Consider the following 18,462-nt stretch of genomic DNA (forward strand, 5'->3'; position numbering starts at 1 on the left):
GGCCCTGTCGCGTCCGTGCCGTCCCCGTGCCCCGCCCTCCTCGGCATACGCCCGGAGTGTCGCGTTATGAGCATTTAGGAGCAATAGCTCAAGATATGCGCGATGTCTTGGTATCGCTCCGTTCCGCTGCTGCGGGCGGCCATCGACGGTGTTCGACGGAGAGGGGCTCGGATGGGCAGCGCCTCCAGATTCCTGGTGCCCGTGAGAATCACGGCCGCTCGGGCCGCGCGTTCGGCGTCGGCCGCACGGCACGGATTCGTGGTCGTCCGCGGCCGCGGCTACCGGCCCGACCAGGTGAACGCCTGCGCCGACGCCCTTTTCGAGGAACGGGACGCCGCCTGGGAGCGCGCCGCCCGGCTGACCGTCCTGGCCAAGAACATGGAGAAGGAACTCGCCTCCCTGCGCGAGACCGTCGCCCGCCTGGGCGAGCAGACCTACGAGTCGCTGGGCGACGGTGCCCGGCGGCTGTACGAGCTGGGGCGGCGCGAGGCGCACGGCATCCTGGAGCGGGCGCGCAGGGAGGCGCAGGAACTGACGGAGTCGGCGCGGGCGTACGCCGATGAGGTGTACCGGGCCGCACAGGAGCAGGCCGAAGCCGTCCGCACCGAGGCCGACGAACGCGCCCGGCGCCGGCTGCTGGCCGCCCAGGCGGAGGCCGAGGAGATCCGGGTCTCGGTCCGCCGGGAGATCAAAACCGGCCGTGCGGAGGCGATGGCGGCGCTGAGGGAGATGCGGCAGCGCACCGCCGGGATGCTCGCCGACCAGTCGCGGGAACACGCCGCCCGGCTGGCCGAGGCGGAACGGGAGGAGACCCGGCGCCGGGCCAGGCTGCAGGCGCAGTACGTGCGGCGGAAGGCCGTCGCCGAGGCGTCGCTGGCCCAGGCGGAACGGTCCCTCGCCGATGCCCGGGAGACGGCGCGGCGCGCACCCGAGGCGGCCCGCGCGCAGGCCGCCGAGATCCTGGCCGAGGCGCGGCTGCGGGCCGACCGGATCGCCCGGGAGACCGAGCGGGTGCTGCGCGAGCACGGTGAACTCTGGGACGACATGAGGGCGCAGATGGACTCGGTGCAGAGCCGTATCGCCGCCCTGAAGGGCAGTGCCCGCGGCCGGGTGTGACGTCTCGGGGCCCGCGCCGGTCACCTGTACGCGGCGGTGACGTCTGCCTGCCCGTGACGCCTCGCCTCACGTCCGGTCATGTGCCCCGGCGGCTCGCTTCTCCACCACGGGGAAGTGCCGTGGCGCCAGCACCAGCAGGACGGCCAGCGCCAGCGCCGCAGCACAGCCCGCGCCGGTGTAGACGGCGTGGACGGCCGCGGCGACGGCGTGACGGGTGCTCTCGGGCACGGTTCCTGTGCCCAGGGAGCGGGTGAGCGCGTCCAGGTCGTGCCTGCCGCCGAGGCGGCGGGCGAGCACATCGTTGGCGACCGCGCCGAACAGGGAGGCGCCGAGGGTCTGGCCGATCTGCCGGCAGAACAGGACGGAGGCGGTGGCGGTGCCCCGTTCGGCCCAGCCCACCGTGGACTGCACGCCCACGATGAGGGGCAGCTGGAACAGGCCGAGGGCGGCGCCGAGCGCCAGCATCAGCACGGTGGGCTGCCAGGCGGCGCCCGGGTACGGCAGGAACGGGAACGCGAACAGCAGCACGGCGGCGGCGCCGATGCCGAGCACGGCGGTGTCGCGGAAGCCGATGCGGCGGTAGACGTGCTGGCTGAGCGCGGCGGACAGCGGCCAGGTCAGCGTCCACACCGACAGCACGAACCCGGCGGCCACCGGGGCCAGGCCCAGCACCGCCTGGGCGTACGTCGGCAGGAAGACGGACGGGGCGACCATGAGCAGGCCCAGTGCGCCCAGGGCGAGGTTCACCGCGGCGATGGTGCGGCGGCGCCACACCCAGCCGGGGACGATCGGCTCGGCCGCCCGGCGTTCGACGGCCACGGTCAGGGCGAGGAGCGCCAGGCCGGTGCCGAACAGGGCGAGCGACGGTGCGGACAGCCACGGCCAGGCCACGCCGCCCTGCACGACGGCGGTCAGCAGGGTGCCGGCGCAGGCGAACACCGCGAGCGCGCCGGCCCAGTCGACGCGCGGCCGGGCGACGCGCGCCCGGTACGGCTCGCGCAGATGACGGGCGATCAGCCACAGCGCGGCCGCGCCGACGGGCACGTTGAGCAGGAAGATCCACCGCCAGTCGGCGTACGCGGCGAGCAGCCCGCCGAGGGCGGGGCCGGCGATCGCGCAGACCGCCCAAACCGTGGACAGCCGGGCCTGGATCTTCGGGCGTTCCTCCAGCGGGTACAGGTCGGCGGCGAGGGTCTGCACGGTGCCCTGCAGCGCGCCTCCGCCCAGGCCCTGGACGACGCGGAACACGATCAGCGCGGTCATGTTCCAGGCGGCCGCGCACAGCAGGGAGCCGGTGAGGAAGAGGGCGGCGCCCGCGACGAGGACGGGTTTGCGGCCGAAGGTGTCGGAGAGCTTGCCGTACACCGGCAGGGTCACCGTGACGGCCAGCAGATAGCCGGAGAACAGCCAGGAGAAGACGGAGAAACCGCCGAGGTCGCCGACGATCTGCGGGACCGCGGTGGACACGACGGTGGAGTCCAGCGCGGCCAGGGCCATGGCCAGCATCAGCGCGGCGACGACCGCGCCGCGCCGGGCGGCCGCGGTGTGCCCGGTGACCTGGTGTATCGCGGGTTCGGCGTGGCCCACCGGCTGGTCCTTTCCCCGTGCACGCGTCTGCCGGCGACAGCTTGGCACGCGATGCGCGTCTTGCGGGAGGGCGGACGCGGGGCGCGCGCCGGGGCGCGGCGACCCTGAGACGACCCCCGGTCCGCGCGGGCGGTGCCCGTAGGGGATGTGCCGTAGTCGGGGTGGGGGCGGCCTCCACCCGGCGGACGACGCGACATCGACCGAATCCTTCCTACCCTGGCTTCACGCCGCTAGGGACGGCGTACCGCACCGCGGGGGGTGGGGTTTCCCCCCGGGCAGGACGGGGCCCGGCACCAGCGCGCGGGACGGCTTCGCCGACCAGACTCGTCCACCGGGCACCGCACCGTGCCGTGCGGCCGGCAGGGCACGCCCGGCCGTGGTGCCGCACCGCAGACGACCGCGCCGGAATCCGGCGCATCACCCGCACGTCGCGCCACCCGGACCACGGGATGCCTGTGCACGCACCGCCGCGGGTGACCGGGCATCCGACCATCGACCGATCGAGGAGACATACCGTGACATCGGCTGTGACCGTTCCCAGGCAGGGGGGTACTGGAGGCCCACGGCCGTCGCCGCGCGGGCGCGGCAGGTCGTGAAGGCGTACGGGGCGGGGGAGACCCGGGTCGTCGCTCTCGACCATGTCGACGTGGACATCGACCGCGGGCAGTTCACCGCCATCATGGGGCCGTCGGGGTCCGGCAAGTCCACTCTGATGCACTGCCTGGCCGGTCTGGACACCGTGACCAGTGGTCAGATCTTCCTGGACGACACCGAGATCACCGGCCTGAAGGACAAGAAGCTCACCCGGCTGCGCCGGGACCGGATCGGCTTCGTCTTCCAGGCGTTCAATCTGCTGCCGACGCTGAACGCGCTGGAGAACATCACCCTGCCCATGGACATCGCCGGCCGGAAGCCGGACCGGGCCTGGCTGGAGCGGGTGGTGGAGACCGTGGGGCTCGGCGGACGGCTGCGGCACCGGCCCAGCCAGCTCTCCGGCGGTCAGCAGCAGCGGGTCGCGGTGGCCCGGGCCCTCGCCGCCCGGCCGGAGATCGTCTTCGGTGACGAGCCGACCGGCAACCTGGACTCGCGGGCCGGCGCCGAGGTGCTGGGCTTTTTGCGCCGCTCGGTGGACGAGCTGGGGCAGACCATCGTGATGGTCACCCACGACCCGGTGGCCGCCTCGTACGCGGACCGGGTGCTGTATCTGGCCGACGGCCGGATCGTGGACGAGATGCGGCAGCCGACGGCCGACCAGGTCCTGGACCGCATGAAGGACTTCGACGCACGGGGGCGCACGTCATGACCGTGCTGAAGACCTCGCTGCGCAACGTCCTCGCCCACAAGGGCCGCATGGCGCTGTCCGCGGTCGCGGTGCTGCTGTCGGTGGCGTTCGTGTGCGGCACGCTGGTGTTCACGGACACCATGAACACGACGTTCGACAAGCTGTTCCAGGCGACGGCGTCGGACGTCACGGTCGGCCCGAAGGATGCCTCCGGCGGCGACGAGGCGGCCTCCCGCACCGGCCGGCCCCCGGTGCTGCCGGCCTCGGTGCTCGCCCGGGTGCGCGGCATTGAGGGGGTCGAGTCGGCCGAGGGCACGGTGTCCTCCTCCGCGGTGACCGTCGTCGACGCCGGCAAGGAGAAGCTGTCGCCGTCCAACGGGGCGCCGACCATCGTCGGCAGCTGGAGCGCCAACGCCGCCCGCGCCATGAAGATCACCTCCGGTGCGGCGCCGAAGGGGCCGGACCAGATCGTGGTCGACGCGGACACCGCCGGCAAGCACCATCTGCGGCTGGGCGACGAGATAGGTGTGATCACGGCGGTCGGCACCCACCGGGCGCACGTCTCGGGCGTGGCCTCCTTCACCGTCACCAACCCAGGCGCGGCACTGTTCTACGTGGACACCCCGACCGCCCAGCGGATTCTGGTGGGCAGGACCGGGGTGTACACGGCCATCGACGTCACCGCCGCCCGGGGCGTCTCCGACGAGGCGCTGAAGCGGAAGGTGACCGCCGCGCTCGGTCCCGGCTGCACGGTCCAGACCGCCGAGGAGGCCGCCGACGCCAACCAGAAGGACGTCGAGGGCTTCCTGGACGTGCTGAAGTACGCGATGCTCGGGTTCGCCGGGATCGCCTTCCTCGTCGGCATCTTCCTGATCATCAACACCTTCTCCATGCTGGTCGCCCAGCGCACCCGGGAGATCGGGCTGATGCGGGCGATCGGTGCCTCCCGCCGGCAGGTCAACCGGTCGGTGCTGGTGGAGGCGCTGCTGCTGGGCGTCGTCGGGTCCGTGCTCGGCGTCGGCGCCGGTGTCGGCCTCGCGGTGGGCCTGATGAAGCTGATGGGCAGCATGGGCATGAAGCTGTCCACCGACGACCTGACCGTCGCCTGGACCACCCCGGTCACCGGTTGCGTCCTCGGCGTGCTCGTCACCGTCCTGGCCGCCTGGCTGCCGGCGCGCCGGGCCGGGAGGATCTCCCCGATGGCGGCGCTGCGTGACGCGGGCGCCCCGGCCGACGCCCGGGCGGGCACCGTGCGCGCCGTGACCGGTGCGGTGCTCACCGCCGCGGGCGCCGTGAGCCTGTATCTGGCCGCCGGTGCGGACAAGGCGTCGGCCGGCTCGGGCTGGCTGGGCGTCGGCGTGGTGCTCACCCTGATCGGGTTCGTCGTCGTCGGCCCGGTGCTGGCCGGCGGCCTGGTCCGCGTCCTCGGCGCGGTGCTGCTGCGCATCTTCGGCCCGGTCGGGCGGATGGCCGAGCGCAACGCGCTGCGCAATCCGCGCCGCACCGGCGCCACCGGAGCCGCCCTGATGATCGGCCTGGCCCTGGTGGCCTGCCTGTCGGTGGTCGGCTCCTCCATGGTGGCCTCCGCCACCGACCAGCTGGACAAGTCCGTCGGCGCCGACTTCATCGTGCAGAGCGACAACGGCGGGGTCATCATCCCGCAGGCGGTCGAGGCGGTGAAGGCCGCGCCGGGCCTGAGCAGGGTCACCGAGTACAAGGTGCTCGACGTGGACCTGACCACCCCGGACGGTGTCACCACGAAGAACGAGACGATCAACGCGGCCGATGCGACGTACGCGCAGGACCTGCGCACCGAGACGGTGGCCGGCTCGCTCGCCGACGCCTACCGGCCCGGCTCGATGTCCGTGCCCGAGGGCTTCGCCGGCAAGCACGGTCTGCGGGTCGGCTCGACGGTGACGGTCGCCTTCCGCGACGGCCGGACGGCACGGCTGACCGTCCGCGCCGTCACCAGCGACGACGTCGTGCTCGACCAGGGGGCGATGTACGCCTCCATCGACACGGTGGCCCGCTACGTGCCCGCCGAGAAGATGCCGCTGGACGTGCTGCTCTTCGCCACCGCGAAGGACGGGCAGGAGACGAGCGCCTACCAGGCGCTGAAGTCGGCGCTGCACGACTATCCGCAGTACACCGTGCGCGACCAGACCGACTACAAGAAGGCGCTGCGGGACCAGATCGGCCGGCTGCTGAACATGATCTACGGCCTGCTGGCGCTCGCGATCGTCGTGGCGGTCCTGGGTGTGGTGAACACGCTGGCGCTGTCGGTGGTCGAGCGCACCCGGGAGATCGGGCTGATGCGGGCGATCGGGATGTCCCGCCGCCAGCTGCGGCGCATGATCCGGCTGGAGTCCGTGGTGATCGCCGTCTTCGGCGCGCTGCTGGGCCTCGGGCTGGGCATGGGCTGGGGCGCGACCGCGCAGAAGCTGCTGGCGCTGGAGGGCCTGAACATCCTCGACATCCCGTGGCGGACGATCGGCGCGGTCTTCGTCGGCTCGGCCTTCGTGGGCCTGATCGCCGCCCTGGTCCCGGCGTTCCGGGCGGGCCGGATGAACGTCCTGAACGCGATCGCCACGGACTAGCCGACGGTCCGGGCCGTGTCCGGTCCGGACACGGCCCGGAACGGCACGGCGACGCCCACCGGGGCGGGCTCGCGGCGGGGCCCGCCCCGGCGCGTGCCCGCCACCGGCGGCGCACGGGGACCGGCGGCGCGTGCACGGGACCGGCACCCGCCCGTCCGTCGTCGTACTCGGGTTCGACTCGGTGGCCGTCCACAGCCCCGCCGTCCCCGCCCGCCGGCGTCGTACGCTGGGAAGGACCCCGGCCCGCCACGCGCGTCGGGCCTTTCGTGGTGCCCGGCACCGCCCCCGTTGCCCAGCTGGACGGAACAAAGCCCCCATGAGCCTGCACGGTCTGCTCGACGCCGTCGTCAAGGACCCCGCCCTCGCGGAAGCGGTCACCGCCGCCGCCGACGCGCGCCGTATGCACCTCGACCTGGTCGGCCCGCCGGCCGCCCGTCCCTTCGCGATCGCGGCCCTGGCCCGCGAGGCAGGCCGGCCCGTGCTCGCGGTCACCGCGACCGGCCGGGAGGCCGAGGACCTGGCGGCCGCGCTGCGCTCCCTGCTGCCGCCGGAGGGCGTCGTGGAGTACCCCTCCTGGGAGACGCTCCCGCACGAGCGGCTCAGCCCGCGCAGCGACACCGTCGGCCGCCGGCTCGCCGTGCTGCGCCGGCTGGCGCACCCCAGCGCCGACGACCCGGAGACCGGCCCGGTCTCCGTCGTCGTCGCCCCCATCCGCTCGGTGCTCCAGCCGCAGGTCAAGGGGCTGGGCGACCTGGAGCCGGTGTCGCTGCGGGCCGGGCAGAGCGCCGACCTGGAGGACGTCGTCGACGCCCTCGCGGCCGCCGCCTACGCGCGCGTGGAGCTGGTGGAGAAGCGCGGCGAGTTCGCGGTGCGCGGCGGCATCCTCGACGTCTTCCCGCCCACCGAGGAACACCCGCTGCGCATCGAGTTCTGGGGCGACGAGGTCGAGGAGATCCGTTACTTCAAGGTCGCCGACCAGCGCTCCCTGGAGGTCGCCGAGCACGGCCTGTGGGCCCCGCCCTGCCGTGAGCTGCTGCTCACCGAGGACGTCCGCGCCCGGGCGCGGGAGCTGGCCGAGCACCACCCCGAGCTGGGGGAACTGCTCGGCAAGATCGCCGAGGGCATCGCGGTGGAGGGCATGGAGTCCCTCGCCCCGGTCCTCGTCGACGAGATGGAGCTGCTGCTGGACGTGCTGCCGCGGGGCGCCATGGCCGTGGTGTGCGACCCGGAGCGGGTGCGCACCCGGGCCGCCGACCTGGTGGCCACCAGCCAGGAGTTCCTGCAGGCGAGCTGGGTCGCCGCGGCCGGGTCCGGCCGCGGCGGCGAGTCGGATGCGGGCGAGGCGCCCATCGACGTGGGCGCGGCCTCCCTGTGGTCCATCGCCGACGTCCGCGACCGGGCCCGCGAGCTGGGCATGATGTGGTGGTCCATCTCCCCGTTCGCCGCCGATCAGTCGGCCTACGACGGCGAGGGCGACGGCGACACGCTCACTCTGGGCATGCACGCCCCGGAGACCTACCGCGGCGACACCGCCCGCGCCCTCGCCGACACCAAGGGCTGGCTCGCCGACGGCTGGCGGGCGGTCTACGTCACCGAGGGCCACGGTCCGGCCGCCCGCACCGTGGAGGTGCTCGGCGGAGAGGGCATCGCCGCCCGCCTCGACTCCGACCTGGGTGAGCTGTCCCCGTCGGTGGTGCACGTCTCCTGCGGCTCGCTCGACCGCGGTTTCGTCGCCCCGGCGCTGAAGCTGGCCGTGCTCACCGAGACCGACCTGACCGGGCAGCGCACCGCCGGCCGGGACGGCGCCCGGATGCCGGTCCGCCGCCGCAAGAGCATCGACCCGCTCACCCTGGAGCCGGGCGACTACATCGTCCACGAGCAGCACGGCGTCGGCCGCTACATCGAGATGGCGCAGCGCACCGTGCAGGGCGCCACCCGCGAGTACCTGGTCGTGGAGTACGCCCCCGCCAAACGCGGCCAGCCCGGCGACCGGCTGTACATCCCCACCGACCAGCTGGAGCAGATCACCAAGTACGTCGGCGGCGAGGCGCCCACCCTGCACCGGCTGGGCGGCGCCGACTGGACCAAGACGAAGGCACGGGCGAAGAAGGCGGTCAAGGAGATCGCCGCGGACCTGATCAAGCTGTACTCGGCGCGCATGGCGGCGCCCGGCCACGCCTTCGGCCCGGACACGCCCTGGCAGCGCGAGCTGGAGGACGCCTTCCCCTACGCCGAGACCCCCGACCAGCTGACCACGATCGCCGAGGTGAAGGCGGACATGGAAAAGCCGGTCCCGATGGACCGGCTGATCTGCGGCGACGTCGGCTACGGCAAGACCGAGATCGCCGTGCGCGCCGCCTTCAAGGCCGTCCAGGACGGCAAGCAGGTCGCGGTGCTGGTCCCGACGACCCTGCTGGTCCAGCAGCACTACAGCACCTTCTCCGAGCGGTACGCCCAGTTCCCGGTGCACGTCAAGGCGCTGTCCCGGTTCCAGACCGACGCCGAGGCCAAGGCGGTCCTGGACGGGCTGCGCGACGGCTCGGTGGACGTGGTCATCGGCACCCACCGGCTGTTCTCCTCCGAGACGAAGTTCAAGGACCTCGGCCTGGTCATCGTGGACGAGGAACAGCGCTTCGGCGTGGAGCACAAGGAGCAGCTGAAGAAGCTGCGCGCCAACGTCGACGTGCTCACCATGTCCGCCACGCCCATCCCGCGCACCCTGGAGATGGCGGTCACCGGCATCCGCGAGATGTCCACGATCACCACCCCGCCGGAGGAGCGGCACCCCGTGCTCACCTTCGTCGGACCGTACGAGGAGAAGCAGATCGGCGCGGCGATCCGCCGCGAGCTGCTGCGCGAGGGCCAGGTCTTCTACATCCACAACCGGGTGGAGTCCATCGACCGGGCCGCGGCGAAGCTGCGCGAGATCGTCCCCGAGGCCCGCATCGCCACCGCGCACGGCCAGATGTCGGAGGCCGCCCTCGAACAGGTCGTGGTCGACTTCTGGGAGAAGAAGTTCGACGTGCTGGTCTCCACCACCATCGTCGAGTCCGGCATCGACATCTCCAACGCCAACACCCTGATCGTCGAACGCGGCGACACCTTCGGCCTGTCCCAGCTGCACCAGCTGCGCGGCCGGGTCGGCCGGGGCCGCGAACGCGGCTACGCCTACTTCCTCTACCCGCCGGAGAAGCCGCTGACCGAGACGGCCCACGAACGCCTGGCCACCATCGCCCAGCACACCGAGATGGGCGCCGGCATGTATGTCGCGATGAAGGACCTGGAGATCCGCGGCGCCGGCAACCTGCTGGGCGGCGAGCAGTCCGGGCACATCGCCGGCGTCGGCTTCGACCTGTACGTCCGCATGGTCGGCGAGGCGGTCGCGGACTACCGCCGCCAGCTGGAGACGGGCGAGGTGGAGGAAGAGGCCCCGCTGGAGGTCAAGATCGAGCTGCCGGTCGACGCGCACGTCCCGCACGACTACGCGCCCGGCGAGCGCCTGCGTCTGCAGGCCTACCGCTCCATCGCCTCCGTCAACAGCGAGGAGGACATCAAGGCCGTCCGCGAGGAGCTCACCGACCGCTACGGCAAGCTGCCCGAACCGGTGGAGAACCTGCTGCTGGTGGCCGGCCTGCGGATGCTGGCACGGGCCTGCGGCGTCGGCGAGATCGTCCTCCAGGGCACCAACATCCGCTTCGCCCCGGTGGAGTTGCGCGAGTCCCAGGAGCTGCGCCTCAAGCGCCTGTACCCCGGCGCGATCCTGAAGCCGGCGACCCGTCAGGTCCTGATCCCCCGGCCCAAGACCGCGAAGATCGGCGGGAAACCGCTGACCGGCCGTGAACTGCTGGCCTGGGTCGGAGAGTTCCTCACCTCGGTGCTCGACTCGTAGCCCGTCCGGCTGGCCGGATCCAGCCGCTCGGTACGCCCTCGCTTGCTCCCTTTGCCTCTCTGCGCCCCAAGAGCCTTGTCGCTTTGTCGACTACGGTGGGCACGATCGGATCGACAGGCCGCGCGTGCCAGGGCGGGGCCGGAAAGGCAGGGGAGGAATCTCGATGGGCGTGCAGGCGGGCCGTGGCGGACGGAGGGAACGACGCCGCGGCAGGGCGGGGAGCCTGGTACGCGGGGGACTCGCGGTGTGCGCCGCCATGGTGCTGGTGGCCGGATGCAAGGGCGGCTCGGACGACAAGGACGGCGCCGGCGCCTCCGGCAGCAAGGCGCCCGCCCCGTCCGCGTACGGCCGCGCGGTCAGCCCCCTGGACAACCCGGACGGCACCAAGCCGGGCCTGGCACCGGTGACGAGCGAGAAGGACAAGGCCGCCGCACGCAAGCTCATCGCCCGCGTGGCGACCAAGGGCCGCGGACCCAAGACGGGTTACGAACGCGACAAGTTCGGCTACGCCTGGATGGACTCCGCCGACGGCGTCCCGTGGGCCCACAACGGCTGCGACACCCGCAACGACCTGCTCAAGCGTGACGGCGAGAACCTGAGTTACCGTCAGGGCTCCGACTGTGTGGTCGTCTCCCTGACCCTGCACGACCCGTACACGGACAAGACGATCCACTGGACCAAGTCCCACGCCACCACGGTCCAGATCGACCACGTCATGCCGCTGTCCTACGACTGGCAGATGGGCGCCGCCCACTGGACGAAGGACAAGCGCGAGCAGATCGCCAACGACCCGCTCAACCTGATCCCGGTCGACGGCTCCGCCAACTCCGCCAAGAGCGACTCCGGCCCCGCCTCCTGGCTCCCGCCCAACAAGGAGATCCGCTGCGCCTACAGCGTGCGCTTCGCCCAGGTCTCCCTGAAGTACGACCTGCCGGTGACCGAGGCGGACAAGGAGATGATGCTCCACCAGTGCGGTGGGTGAGGGGGTTCTGAGACGGTGGCCGGCGGCGGTGGGAGCATCCACCGCCGCCGGTGCTGTTCTGTCGGCAGGTTGATCGGGGGCGGCGCGCGGAATGGCGGAACGGGTGTCGTTCCCTGAGACCGGCGGGGGCGGGGAGTTCGTGTGCGGCTCCGTCCTGCCGGATCGTCGCTGCGGGGGCGTTTTGCTGACGACCGGTCGGCGACCGCGGGACGGCACGCGGCCGCGTGAGGATGCGCGACTCGGCCACCGATGGCCGGACGGGCCGGAGACGCCGGGCGCGCACGGAATGCGCTGTGTCCGGTTTCACACGCGCCCCGAAGTCGAAGTCGCATGCGTTATGTTCATCGTGTCACTTTCACGAGTTGACCACGAGGCGTTCACGCACTGGTCATACCGCTGGTCATGACCGCGCCTCGCCGGTCACCGGTCAGTTCGGCCTCTTCCGGAAGTCACGGGGGGTGAGGCGCCGGGGCCTTGCCGGCCGGGCCGACGACGGCCCGCCGTCCGCCCTGGGCGCCCACGGAAAGGCTGCGGTGTGCTCGCGCGACTTCCACTTCCATGGCTGCTGCTCATGGCGGCGTTCGCTACTTTCCTGATCGCCTGGGAGGCGCATGCGCTCCTTCGGATGCGCAAGTTCACAGCGGCGATGGTCGCGATCCCGGTCGTGTCCTGCCTCGGCATGATCGCCGAAGGCAGGGCTCAGTACCACCCGCACAGTGCCCGGCAGATGCTCGTCCTGTACTCCTTCGCCTGGACCGGCCTGGCCATCGGCCTCTTCTGGACTCGACGCCTGTGGTTCGAATGGTGCGAGGACTGGCGCAATGGCGTCCGAAGGGACTATGTGCTGCCCCGGCGACACAAGGTGATCTTGGATACTTCGGTCATGGTGATGATGCTTCTGGCGGTCGTTCTCGACGGCTGAGCAAGGCCGCGTCGGGCATGCCCGGACTTCGCCGCCGTCCGGCTCCGCGTATCGTCGGCGTGCACAGTGCTGCCTGCAGACGGCTCAGACCTGGCTGACGTCCGTGCTGCGGTCGGCTTCCGCGCTGGGGCACCCTCGGTCAGGCGGCGAACAGGGTCGTTTGGTCCGTCGGACCTGTTCGCGCGGCTGAGACGTGTCACCGGTCGACGGCACTGTCGTCAGCGACCGTGTGCCGTGGCTCCCTCGCGCTTCAGCGCTTCGAGAAAGGCAGTGAATGCCGTAGCGGGGAAGGTGAGGGTGGCGCGGGCCGGGGCCTTCGAGTCGCGGACGGCTGTGCGGGTGGGAGACTGCGCGATCTCCACGCAGGCGTTGCCGTCACCCTCGCCTGAGTGGGACGACTTCCGCCAGTTGCTGTAAGTGGCCATCTACGCCTCACAGCTCCTTCGCCAGCCCGTGGATCAAGTCACGGGACTGCTTGGGGTCGAGTGCCAGTTCCTTCACTTCACGGAAACGTGCGCGGTAAGCGTTCAGTTGAGCTTCGACATCGATGAAAACTGATCCATGGGGCGTGTCGCGCACCACGGTGTCCAGCTTGGGCACGGGGCCGCACGCGTACGTCATAGTGCTTGAAGCTCTGGAAAAGTTGTCCAGGTCGAAGGGGATGACGCGCAGTGTGATGCGATCTGAGTCAGACAGTTCGAGAAGCCGGCCGAGCTGAGCCCTTGAGGTGGCGCGGTCGCTGACTCTGATCCGAAGTGCGGCCTCGTGAATGATCACCTCGTAGGGGATGGCGAGACGTTGGCGCTCCATGCGGAAGTGCACGCGCAGTTCCAGCTCTTGAGGCGTGAGTAATGGAACCCGGGAAGAGAAGACGGCGCGTGCGTGGTCTTCCGTCTGCAGGAGGCCTGGGACGAACAGGATGGACACCTCGCGCAGATACGAACTGTGATGATCCAGTTCGGCCAGGTCCAGGAAGGGCGTCGGCAGCAGGCCGCGGTACTCCTCCCACCATCCCCGCGTGCGGTCGACGGCCATCGCTGCGGGTGCGCTGGGCGGCAGGAAAACCGAGGATCGGGGCGTGGGACGCGGATCCCGCGCCGCCGGAGCCGCCCGTGCCGTTGGAGCAGGTGGCCGAGCTGGAGGACGGACGCGGGTTGGCGCTGGTCGAAGCGTGCGCGGACGTCTGGGGGTGGCAGCCGTTGTCCCGGGAGGGCAACCGGGGCAAGGTCGTCTGGTGTGAGCTCGCCGCCGCCTGAGCGTGTCGGCGTGTCACCGGACGCGGGTCCGCGCAGGGCGGTCGGTGCGAGCGGAACGTGGAAGAAGAGGGGCGGCCGGTGACGGCGCGGCGGACGTGACGTGGAGGCAGTACCTCGAACGCCTGGGGAATCGTTGGTCGGATGGGTTGGCCGCGCATCCCCCGCTGCCTACCATCGATCACCGCAAGACTTTGTGCCCCGATGCACGATCTCCCCTCAGGAGGTTTCCTTGCACCGCCGCCGTCGCACCGCGCTCGTCCTGTCCGCCGCGATCGCCGCGGCGGCCCCCCTCCTTGCTGCCTGCGGAAACGACGCGCATCCCGGCGCGGCGGCCGTCGTGGGCGGCCGGCGGATCACCGTCGCGCAGCTGCAGAGCCGCGTGGACGAGGTCCGCCGGGCGCAGCGGGCGGCGGTGGCCGACGAGACGCAGTACCAGCAGGCCGTCGCCGCGACCGGTGCCCTCACCCGGGACACGCTGCACCAGATGATCCTCGACCGGGTGCTGGACCGGGCCGCTCGCGACGCGGGGGTCACGGTGACCGTCCGCGAGGTGCAGACGATGCGCGACGGGCTGGAGAAGCAGGCGGGCGGTGCCGAGGCGCTGCGCAAGGTATGGCTGCAGCAGTACGGGGTGCCGCCGCAGCGCCTGGACGAGAATCTGCGCCTGCAGGTCGAGGCGCAGAAGCTGGCGGCGAAGCTGCACACCGACCCCAGCCGGCCGGCCTTCTGGAAGGCCCTGTCCGCCGCCTCCGACCGGCTGCACATCGACCTCAACCCCCGCTACGGGTCCTGGGACGTGCAGAAGAGCGGCGCGGACGCGAAGACGCCGTGGCTGCGGGAGACCGCGGCGGCGGGACAGCAGGCCGCCTGACGCGGCGGACGTGAGGGGCCCCGGCCCACCCGTGACGGGCGCCGGCCTACGCATGACGGGCGCCGGCCCACCGCCTGTGGACAACTCGGGGCGGGTCGGCCCAGTGCCTGTGGACAACTCGGGGGTGCGTCGGCGCGGTGCGTTACGTTCGAAGCGTGAACACCAACGCCGCCGCCCCCGCCTCCGACACCGCGTCCCCCGGCCGTGTCGTCCTGCTCACCACCAGCCACCGGGTCGCCCCCGGCCTGCTGTCCTGGCCCGCGTGGCAGGCGCTGCGCGCCGCCGACCGGGTGCTGTGCGCGGACGGCGCGCATCCGCAGCTGCCGTATCTGCGCGAGGCCGGCATACCCGTCGACGAGGCGTCGCCGACCGCCGAGGAGCTGGTCGCCGCCTGCGCGGGCGGCCGCACGATCGTGGTCGTTGCCACGGGCGAGGGCGAGCCGGCGCTGACCGACGGCCTGGCCCGGCTGGCCGGCTCCGGGCGGGTGGCCATGCCGGAGCTGGAGCTGCTGCCCGCCTCCTACGACCTGCCCGGCGCCCGGCTGCTCGACCTGGTGCAGGTCATGGACCGCATCCGCGCCGAGTGCCCCTGGTCGTCCCAGCAGACCCACAAGGGTCTGGCGAAGTACGCCATCGAGGAGGCGTACGAGCTGGTGGAGTCCATCGAGGACGGCGACCGGGAGGAGCTGCGCGAGGAGCTGGGCGACGTACTGCTCCAGGTCGTCTTCCACGCCCGGATCGCCGAGGAGGACGCCGAGGAGCCGTTCTCCATCGACGACGTGGCCGGCGGCATCGTGGCCAAGCTGATCCGCCGCCACCCGCACGTCTTCGGCGACGCGGCCGCCGAGACGCCGGAGGAGGTCCGGGAGCAGTGGCTGCGCACCAAGGCCGAGGAGAAGCAGCGCGACTCCGTCACGGAGGGCGTGCCGCTGCACCAGCCCGCCCTGGCCCTCGCCGCCAAGCTCGCCTTCCGGGCCCGCACGGCCGGCCTGGACGTGCCGCTGCCCGCGACGTCCGGCATCGGCTACGACCTGCTCGCCCTGGCCGTGCGGGCCGAGGAGGAGGGCGTGGACCCGGAGGCAGCCCTGCGGGCCGCGGCCCGCGCCTACCGGGACGCGATACGGGCGGCGGAGTCCGGGGCCGCCGCGCACGGGTAGCGCGGCGGAGTGCCGGGCCGCCGCGCGCGGGTGAGGCGGCGGAGCCCGGGCCGGCGAGCACGGGCACAGCTGTGGCCCCCGTGGAGCGGCGGGAACCGGACCCCCAGGCTCCGGCGGGGCGGCGGAAGCGGGACCCCGGGGTTCCGGTGGGGCCGGTGACGGCGGTTACTGTCGGCCCCATGCACGACCAGCCCCCGACCCCCGACGACACCGCGCCCGCCCTGTTCACCTGGGAGTTCGCGAGCAACCCGTACCCGGCGTACGCGTGGCTGCGCGAGCATGCCCCGGTGCGCCGCACCCGGCTGCCCAGCGGTGTGGAGGCCTGGCTGGTCACCCGTTACGCCGACGCCCGCCAGGCCCTGGCCGACCCGCGCCTGAGCAAGAACCCGGAGCATCACGACGAGCCCGCGCACGCCAAGGGCAAGACCGGCATCCCCGGCGAGCGCAAGGCCGAGCTGATGACGCACCTGCTCAACATCGACCCGCCGGACCACACCCGGCTGCGCCGCCTGGTCAGCAAGGCGTTCACGCCCCGCCGGGTCGCCGAGTTCGCGCCGCGCGTGCAGGAACTCGCCGACGGCCTCATCGACGCCTTCGCCGGGCGCGGCACCGCCGACCTCATCCACGAGTTCGCCTTCCCGCTGCCCATCTACGCCATCTGCGACATGCTGGGCGTGCCCCGTGAGGACCAGGACGACTTCCGGGACTGGGCGGGCATGATGATCCGGCACGGCAAGGGCCCGCGCGGCGGCGTCGCCCGGTCGGTGAAGATGATGCGCGGCTACCTCGCCGAGCTGATCCACAAGAAGCGCCAGGCGCTGCCCGCCGAGCCCGCCCCGGGCGAGGACCTGATCTCCGGCCTGATCCGCGCCTCCGACCACGGCGAGCACCTCACCGAGAACGAGGCCGCCGCGATGGCGTTCATCCTGCTGTTCGCCGGTTTCGAGACCACCGTCAACCTCATCGGCAACGGCACGTTCGCCCTGCTGACCCACCCCGGGCAGCGTGCACGCCTGCAGCGGTCGCTGGCCGCCGGCGAGCGGGAGCTGCTGCAGACCGGCGTGGAGGAGCTGCTGCGCTTCGACGGCCCCGTCGAGATGGCCACCTGGCGTTTCGCCACCGAGCCGCTGACCGTCGGCGGGCAGGACATCGCCCCCGGCGATCCGGTGCTCGTCGTCCTCGCCGCCGCCGACCGGGACCCGGAGCGGTTCGCCGACCCGGACACCCTGGACCTGGCCCGGCGCGACAACCAGCACCTGGGGTACGGGCACGGCATCCACTACTGCCTGGGCGCTCCGCTGGCCCGTCTGGAGGGGCAGACGGCGCTCGCCACCCTGCTCACCCGGCTGCCGGACCTGGAGCTGAACGCGGACCCGGCCGAGCTGCGCTGGCGCGGCGGCCTCATCATGCGCGGCCTGCGGACTCTTCCCGTCCGTTTCACCTCCCGACCTGCGACTTCGCCCGTGGACGGAGGGTGACGCACCAAAAGGTGACAGCGACTCAACTATGTGATGTTCGTGTGATCTGCGCGGCATGAACTTGTGACGAGCGTTCGTATGGCTATACGTTCACGCATCGGCGTGGCGCCGAGCACCACCCGCCACGCGTTCCCTGTTGTCGGGTGAAAGGTTGCTGCATGCTCTCCGGGAACGGTCGTCACCGACGCCCCCGGCAGGCTCCCGCCCTGCTCGTCACCGCCGGCGTCACCGGATCCGCCATCGCACTCCCGCTGATCGGGGCCTCCGCCGCGAACGCCGCCGACGGCACCACCTGGGACAAGGTGGCGGAGTGCGAGAGCGGCGGCTCCTGGAGTGCCGACACCGGCAACGGCTACTTCGGCGGCCTCCAGCTGTCCCAGGACGACTGGGAGAAGTACGGCGGACTCGCCTACGCCCCCAGCCCCGACCAGGCCAGCCGGTCCCAGCAGATCGCCGTGGCCGAGAAGATCCTCGCCCACCGCGGGCCGGGCGCCTGGCGCACCTGCGCGCTGCTGGCCGGGCTGACCCGGGACTCCGGCGCGGCGAAGGTGGACACCGGCGTGGACGGCAGCACCTCCGGCGACACCGGGTCCGCCGCCGGCTCCGGCTCCTCGCACTCCGGCGGCCACTCCGGATCGTCCGATTCCGCCGGCTCCTCCGACGCGGCGCACTCCTCCGACGCGACGGGCGATGCGGGCGTGACCGACCCCGGCCCCTCGAACTCCTCCGAGGAGGAGGCGGACTCCCCGGCCACCACCCCGTCCGCGTCCTCCCCGTCGGACCACGCGTCCGCCGATCCGTCCCCGGAGCACACCGGTTCCGTCTCCGTCACGCCCTCACCCGGCGAGACGGGCAACCCGGTCACATCCGGCGCGCCGGAGGGAAGCGGTACGAACTTGCCGGGGGCGCCCTCTGTGGCGCCTACCGTTCCCGACCAGAACGAGTGGGACAACCCGGGCCAAGTGGTCGGCGTTTCCGCCCTGGTGGACACCGGCGCACTGGGCTCCGGCCGGCATCGCGGCGCGAGCGCGGACGAGAGCGGCCTCCGCGGCCAGGAGTCCGCGACGGGCCGGCACGCCTCCCGCGGCGCCGCCGGCGGCACCTACACGGTCCGCTCCGGCGACTCCCTGTCGTCCATCGCCGACTCCCTCGACGTCCACGGCGGATGGCACGCGCTGTACGCCGCGAACAAGAGCACCGTCGGAGCCGACCCGGACCACATCGTCGCCGGTCAGACCCTGGACGTTCCGGCTCAAAGCGCCCACGTCGGGAGCTAGTTGAGGGTCCGGTTCGCGTCGAATGTCGCCTTCAGCGAAAGTGTGGGA

12 protein-coding genes and 2 pseudogenes are annotated in these 18,462 nt (G+C 72.4%); 11 read left to right on the forward strand and 3 right to left on the reverse strand.

Annotation, left to right across the window (positions count from 1 at the left end):
• Nucleotides 1-171 precede the first annotated feature (171 nt).
• A complete protein-coding gene (locus tag IE286_RS13500; protein ID WP_229862646.1) occupies nt 172-1,116 on the forward strand; it encodes a coiled-coil domain-containing protein in 945 nt (314 codons plus the stop codon).
• 66 nt (nt 1,117-1,182) lie between these two features.
• On the opposite strand, the gene IE286_RS13505 is transcribed toward IE286_RS13500, so the two are convergent.
• Nucleotides 1,183-2,703, reverse strand: coding sequence for an MFS transporter (locus tag IE286_RS13505; protein ID WP_229862653.1), 1,521 nt, complete (start codon nt 2,701-2,703; stop codon nt 1,183-1,185).
• Between the two features lie 592 nt (nt 2,704-3,295).
• On the opposite strand from IE286_RS13505, the gene IE286_RS13510 reads away from it, so the two are divergent.
• From IE286_RS13510 to IE286_RS13530, 5 genes are all read left to right on the forward strand, one after another.
• Nucleotides 3,296-4,006, forward strand: coding sequence for an ABC transporter ATP-binding protein (locus IE286_RS13510; RefSeq protein WP_189796937.1), 711 nt, complete (start codon nt 3,296-3,298; stop codon nt 4,004-4,006).
• A complete protein-coding gene (locus tag IE286_RS13515; protein WP_189796938.1) occupies nt 4,003-6,582 on the forward strand; it encodes an ABC transporter permease in 2,580 nt (859 codons plus the stop codon). Before IE286_RS13510 ends, IE286_RS13515 begins: the two co-directional genes overlap by 4 nt.
• 316 nt (nt 6,583-6,898) lie before the next feature.
• Nucleotides 6,899-10,471: a transcription-repair coupling factor gene (mfd, locus tag IE286_RS13520; RefSeq protein ID WP_189796939.1), complete on the forward strand. Its 3,573-nt coding sequence runs from the start codon at nt 6,899-6,901 to the stop codon at nt 10,469-10,471.
• A gap of 163 nt (nt 10,472-10,634) precedes the next feature.
• The gene (locus tag IE286_RS13525) at nt 10,635-11,453 is read left to right on the forward strand and encodes an HNH endonuclease family protein (protein ID WP_372462534.1); all 819 of its coding nucleotides are present in this window, start codon (nt 10,635-10,637) and stop codon (nt 11,451-11,453) included.
• Nucleotides 11,454-11,988: 535 nt separating this feature from the next.
• Nucleotides 11,989-12,375, forward strand: a complete 387-nt coding sequence (locus IE286_RS13530) for a hypothetical protein (RefSeq protein WP_189796940.1) — start codon at nt 11,989-11,991, stop codon at nt 12,373-12,375.
• A 218-nt stretch (nt 12,376-12,593) separates the two neighbouring features.
• On the opposite strand, the gene IE286_RS13535 is transcribed toward IE286_RS13530, so the two are convergent.
• Both IE286_RS13535 and IE286_RS13540 read right to left on the reverse strand, forming a co-directional pair.
• Nucleotides 12,594-12,800 carry a DUF397 domain-containing protein gene (locus IE286_RS13535; protein ID WP_189796941.1) on the reverse strand — a complete coding sequence of 69 codons (207 nt, stop codon included), beginning with the start codon at nt 12,798-12,800 and terminating at the stop codon, nt 12,594-12,596.
• A 7-nt stretch (nt 12,801-12,807) separates the two neighbouring features.
• Nucleotides 12,808-13,422, reverse strand: a pseudogene (locus IE286_RS13540) (DUF5753 domain-containing protein); the annotation flags it as partial.
• Between IE286_RS13540 and IE286_RS13545 the strand changes: the two are divergent.
• The 5 genes and pseudogenes from IE286_RS13545 to IE286_RS13565 all read left to right on the forward strand — a co-directional run.
• Nucleotides 13,410-13,631, forward strand: a pseudogene (locus IE286_RS13545) (ATP-binding protein); the annotation flags it as partial. The pseudogenes IE286_RS13540 and IE286_RS13545 overlap by 13 nt on opposite strands.
• 229 nt (nt 13,632-13,860) lie before the next feature.
• Complete coding sequence (locus IE286_RS13550; RefSeq protein WP_189796942.1) at nt 13,861-14,502, forward strand: SurA N-terminal domain-containing protein; 642 nt, start codon at nt 13,861-13,863, stop codon at nt 14,500-14,502.
• A 155-nt stretch (nt 14,503-14,657) separates the two neighbouring features.
• Nucleotides 14,658-15,659 carry a nucleoside triphosphate pyrophosphohydrolase gene (locus IE286_RS13555; protein ID WP_189796943.1) on the forward strand — a complete coding sequence of 334 codons (1,002 nt, stop codon included), beginning with the start codon at nt 14,658-14,660 and terminating at the stop codon, nt 15,657-15,659.
• Nucleotides 15,660-15,838: 179 nt separating this feature from the next.
• Nucleotides 15,839-17,137 carry a cytochrome P450 family protein gene (locus tag IE286_RS13560; protein WP_189796944.1) on the forward strand — a complete coding sequence of 433 codons (1,299 nt, stop codon included), beginning with the start codon at nt 15,839-15,841 and terminating at the stop codon, nt 17,135-17,137.
• A 158-nt stretch (nt 17,138-17,295) separates the two neighbouring features.
• Complete coding sequence (locus IE286_RS13565) at nt 17,296-18,414, forward strand: LysM peptidoglycan-binding domain-containing protein (RefSeq protein WP_189796945.1); 1,119 nt, start codon at nt 17,296-17,298, stop codon at nt 18,412-18,414.
• The last annotated feature ends 48 nt before the right edge of the window (nt 18,415-18,462 follow it).

Source organism: Streptomyces thermodiastaticus, from assembly GCF_014656135.1.
Taxonomy (GTDB): Bacteria; Actinomycetota; Actinomycetes; order Streptomycetales; family Streptomycetaceae; genus Streptomyces; species Streptomyces thermodiastaticus.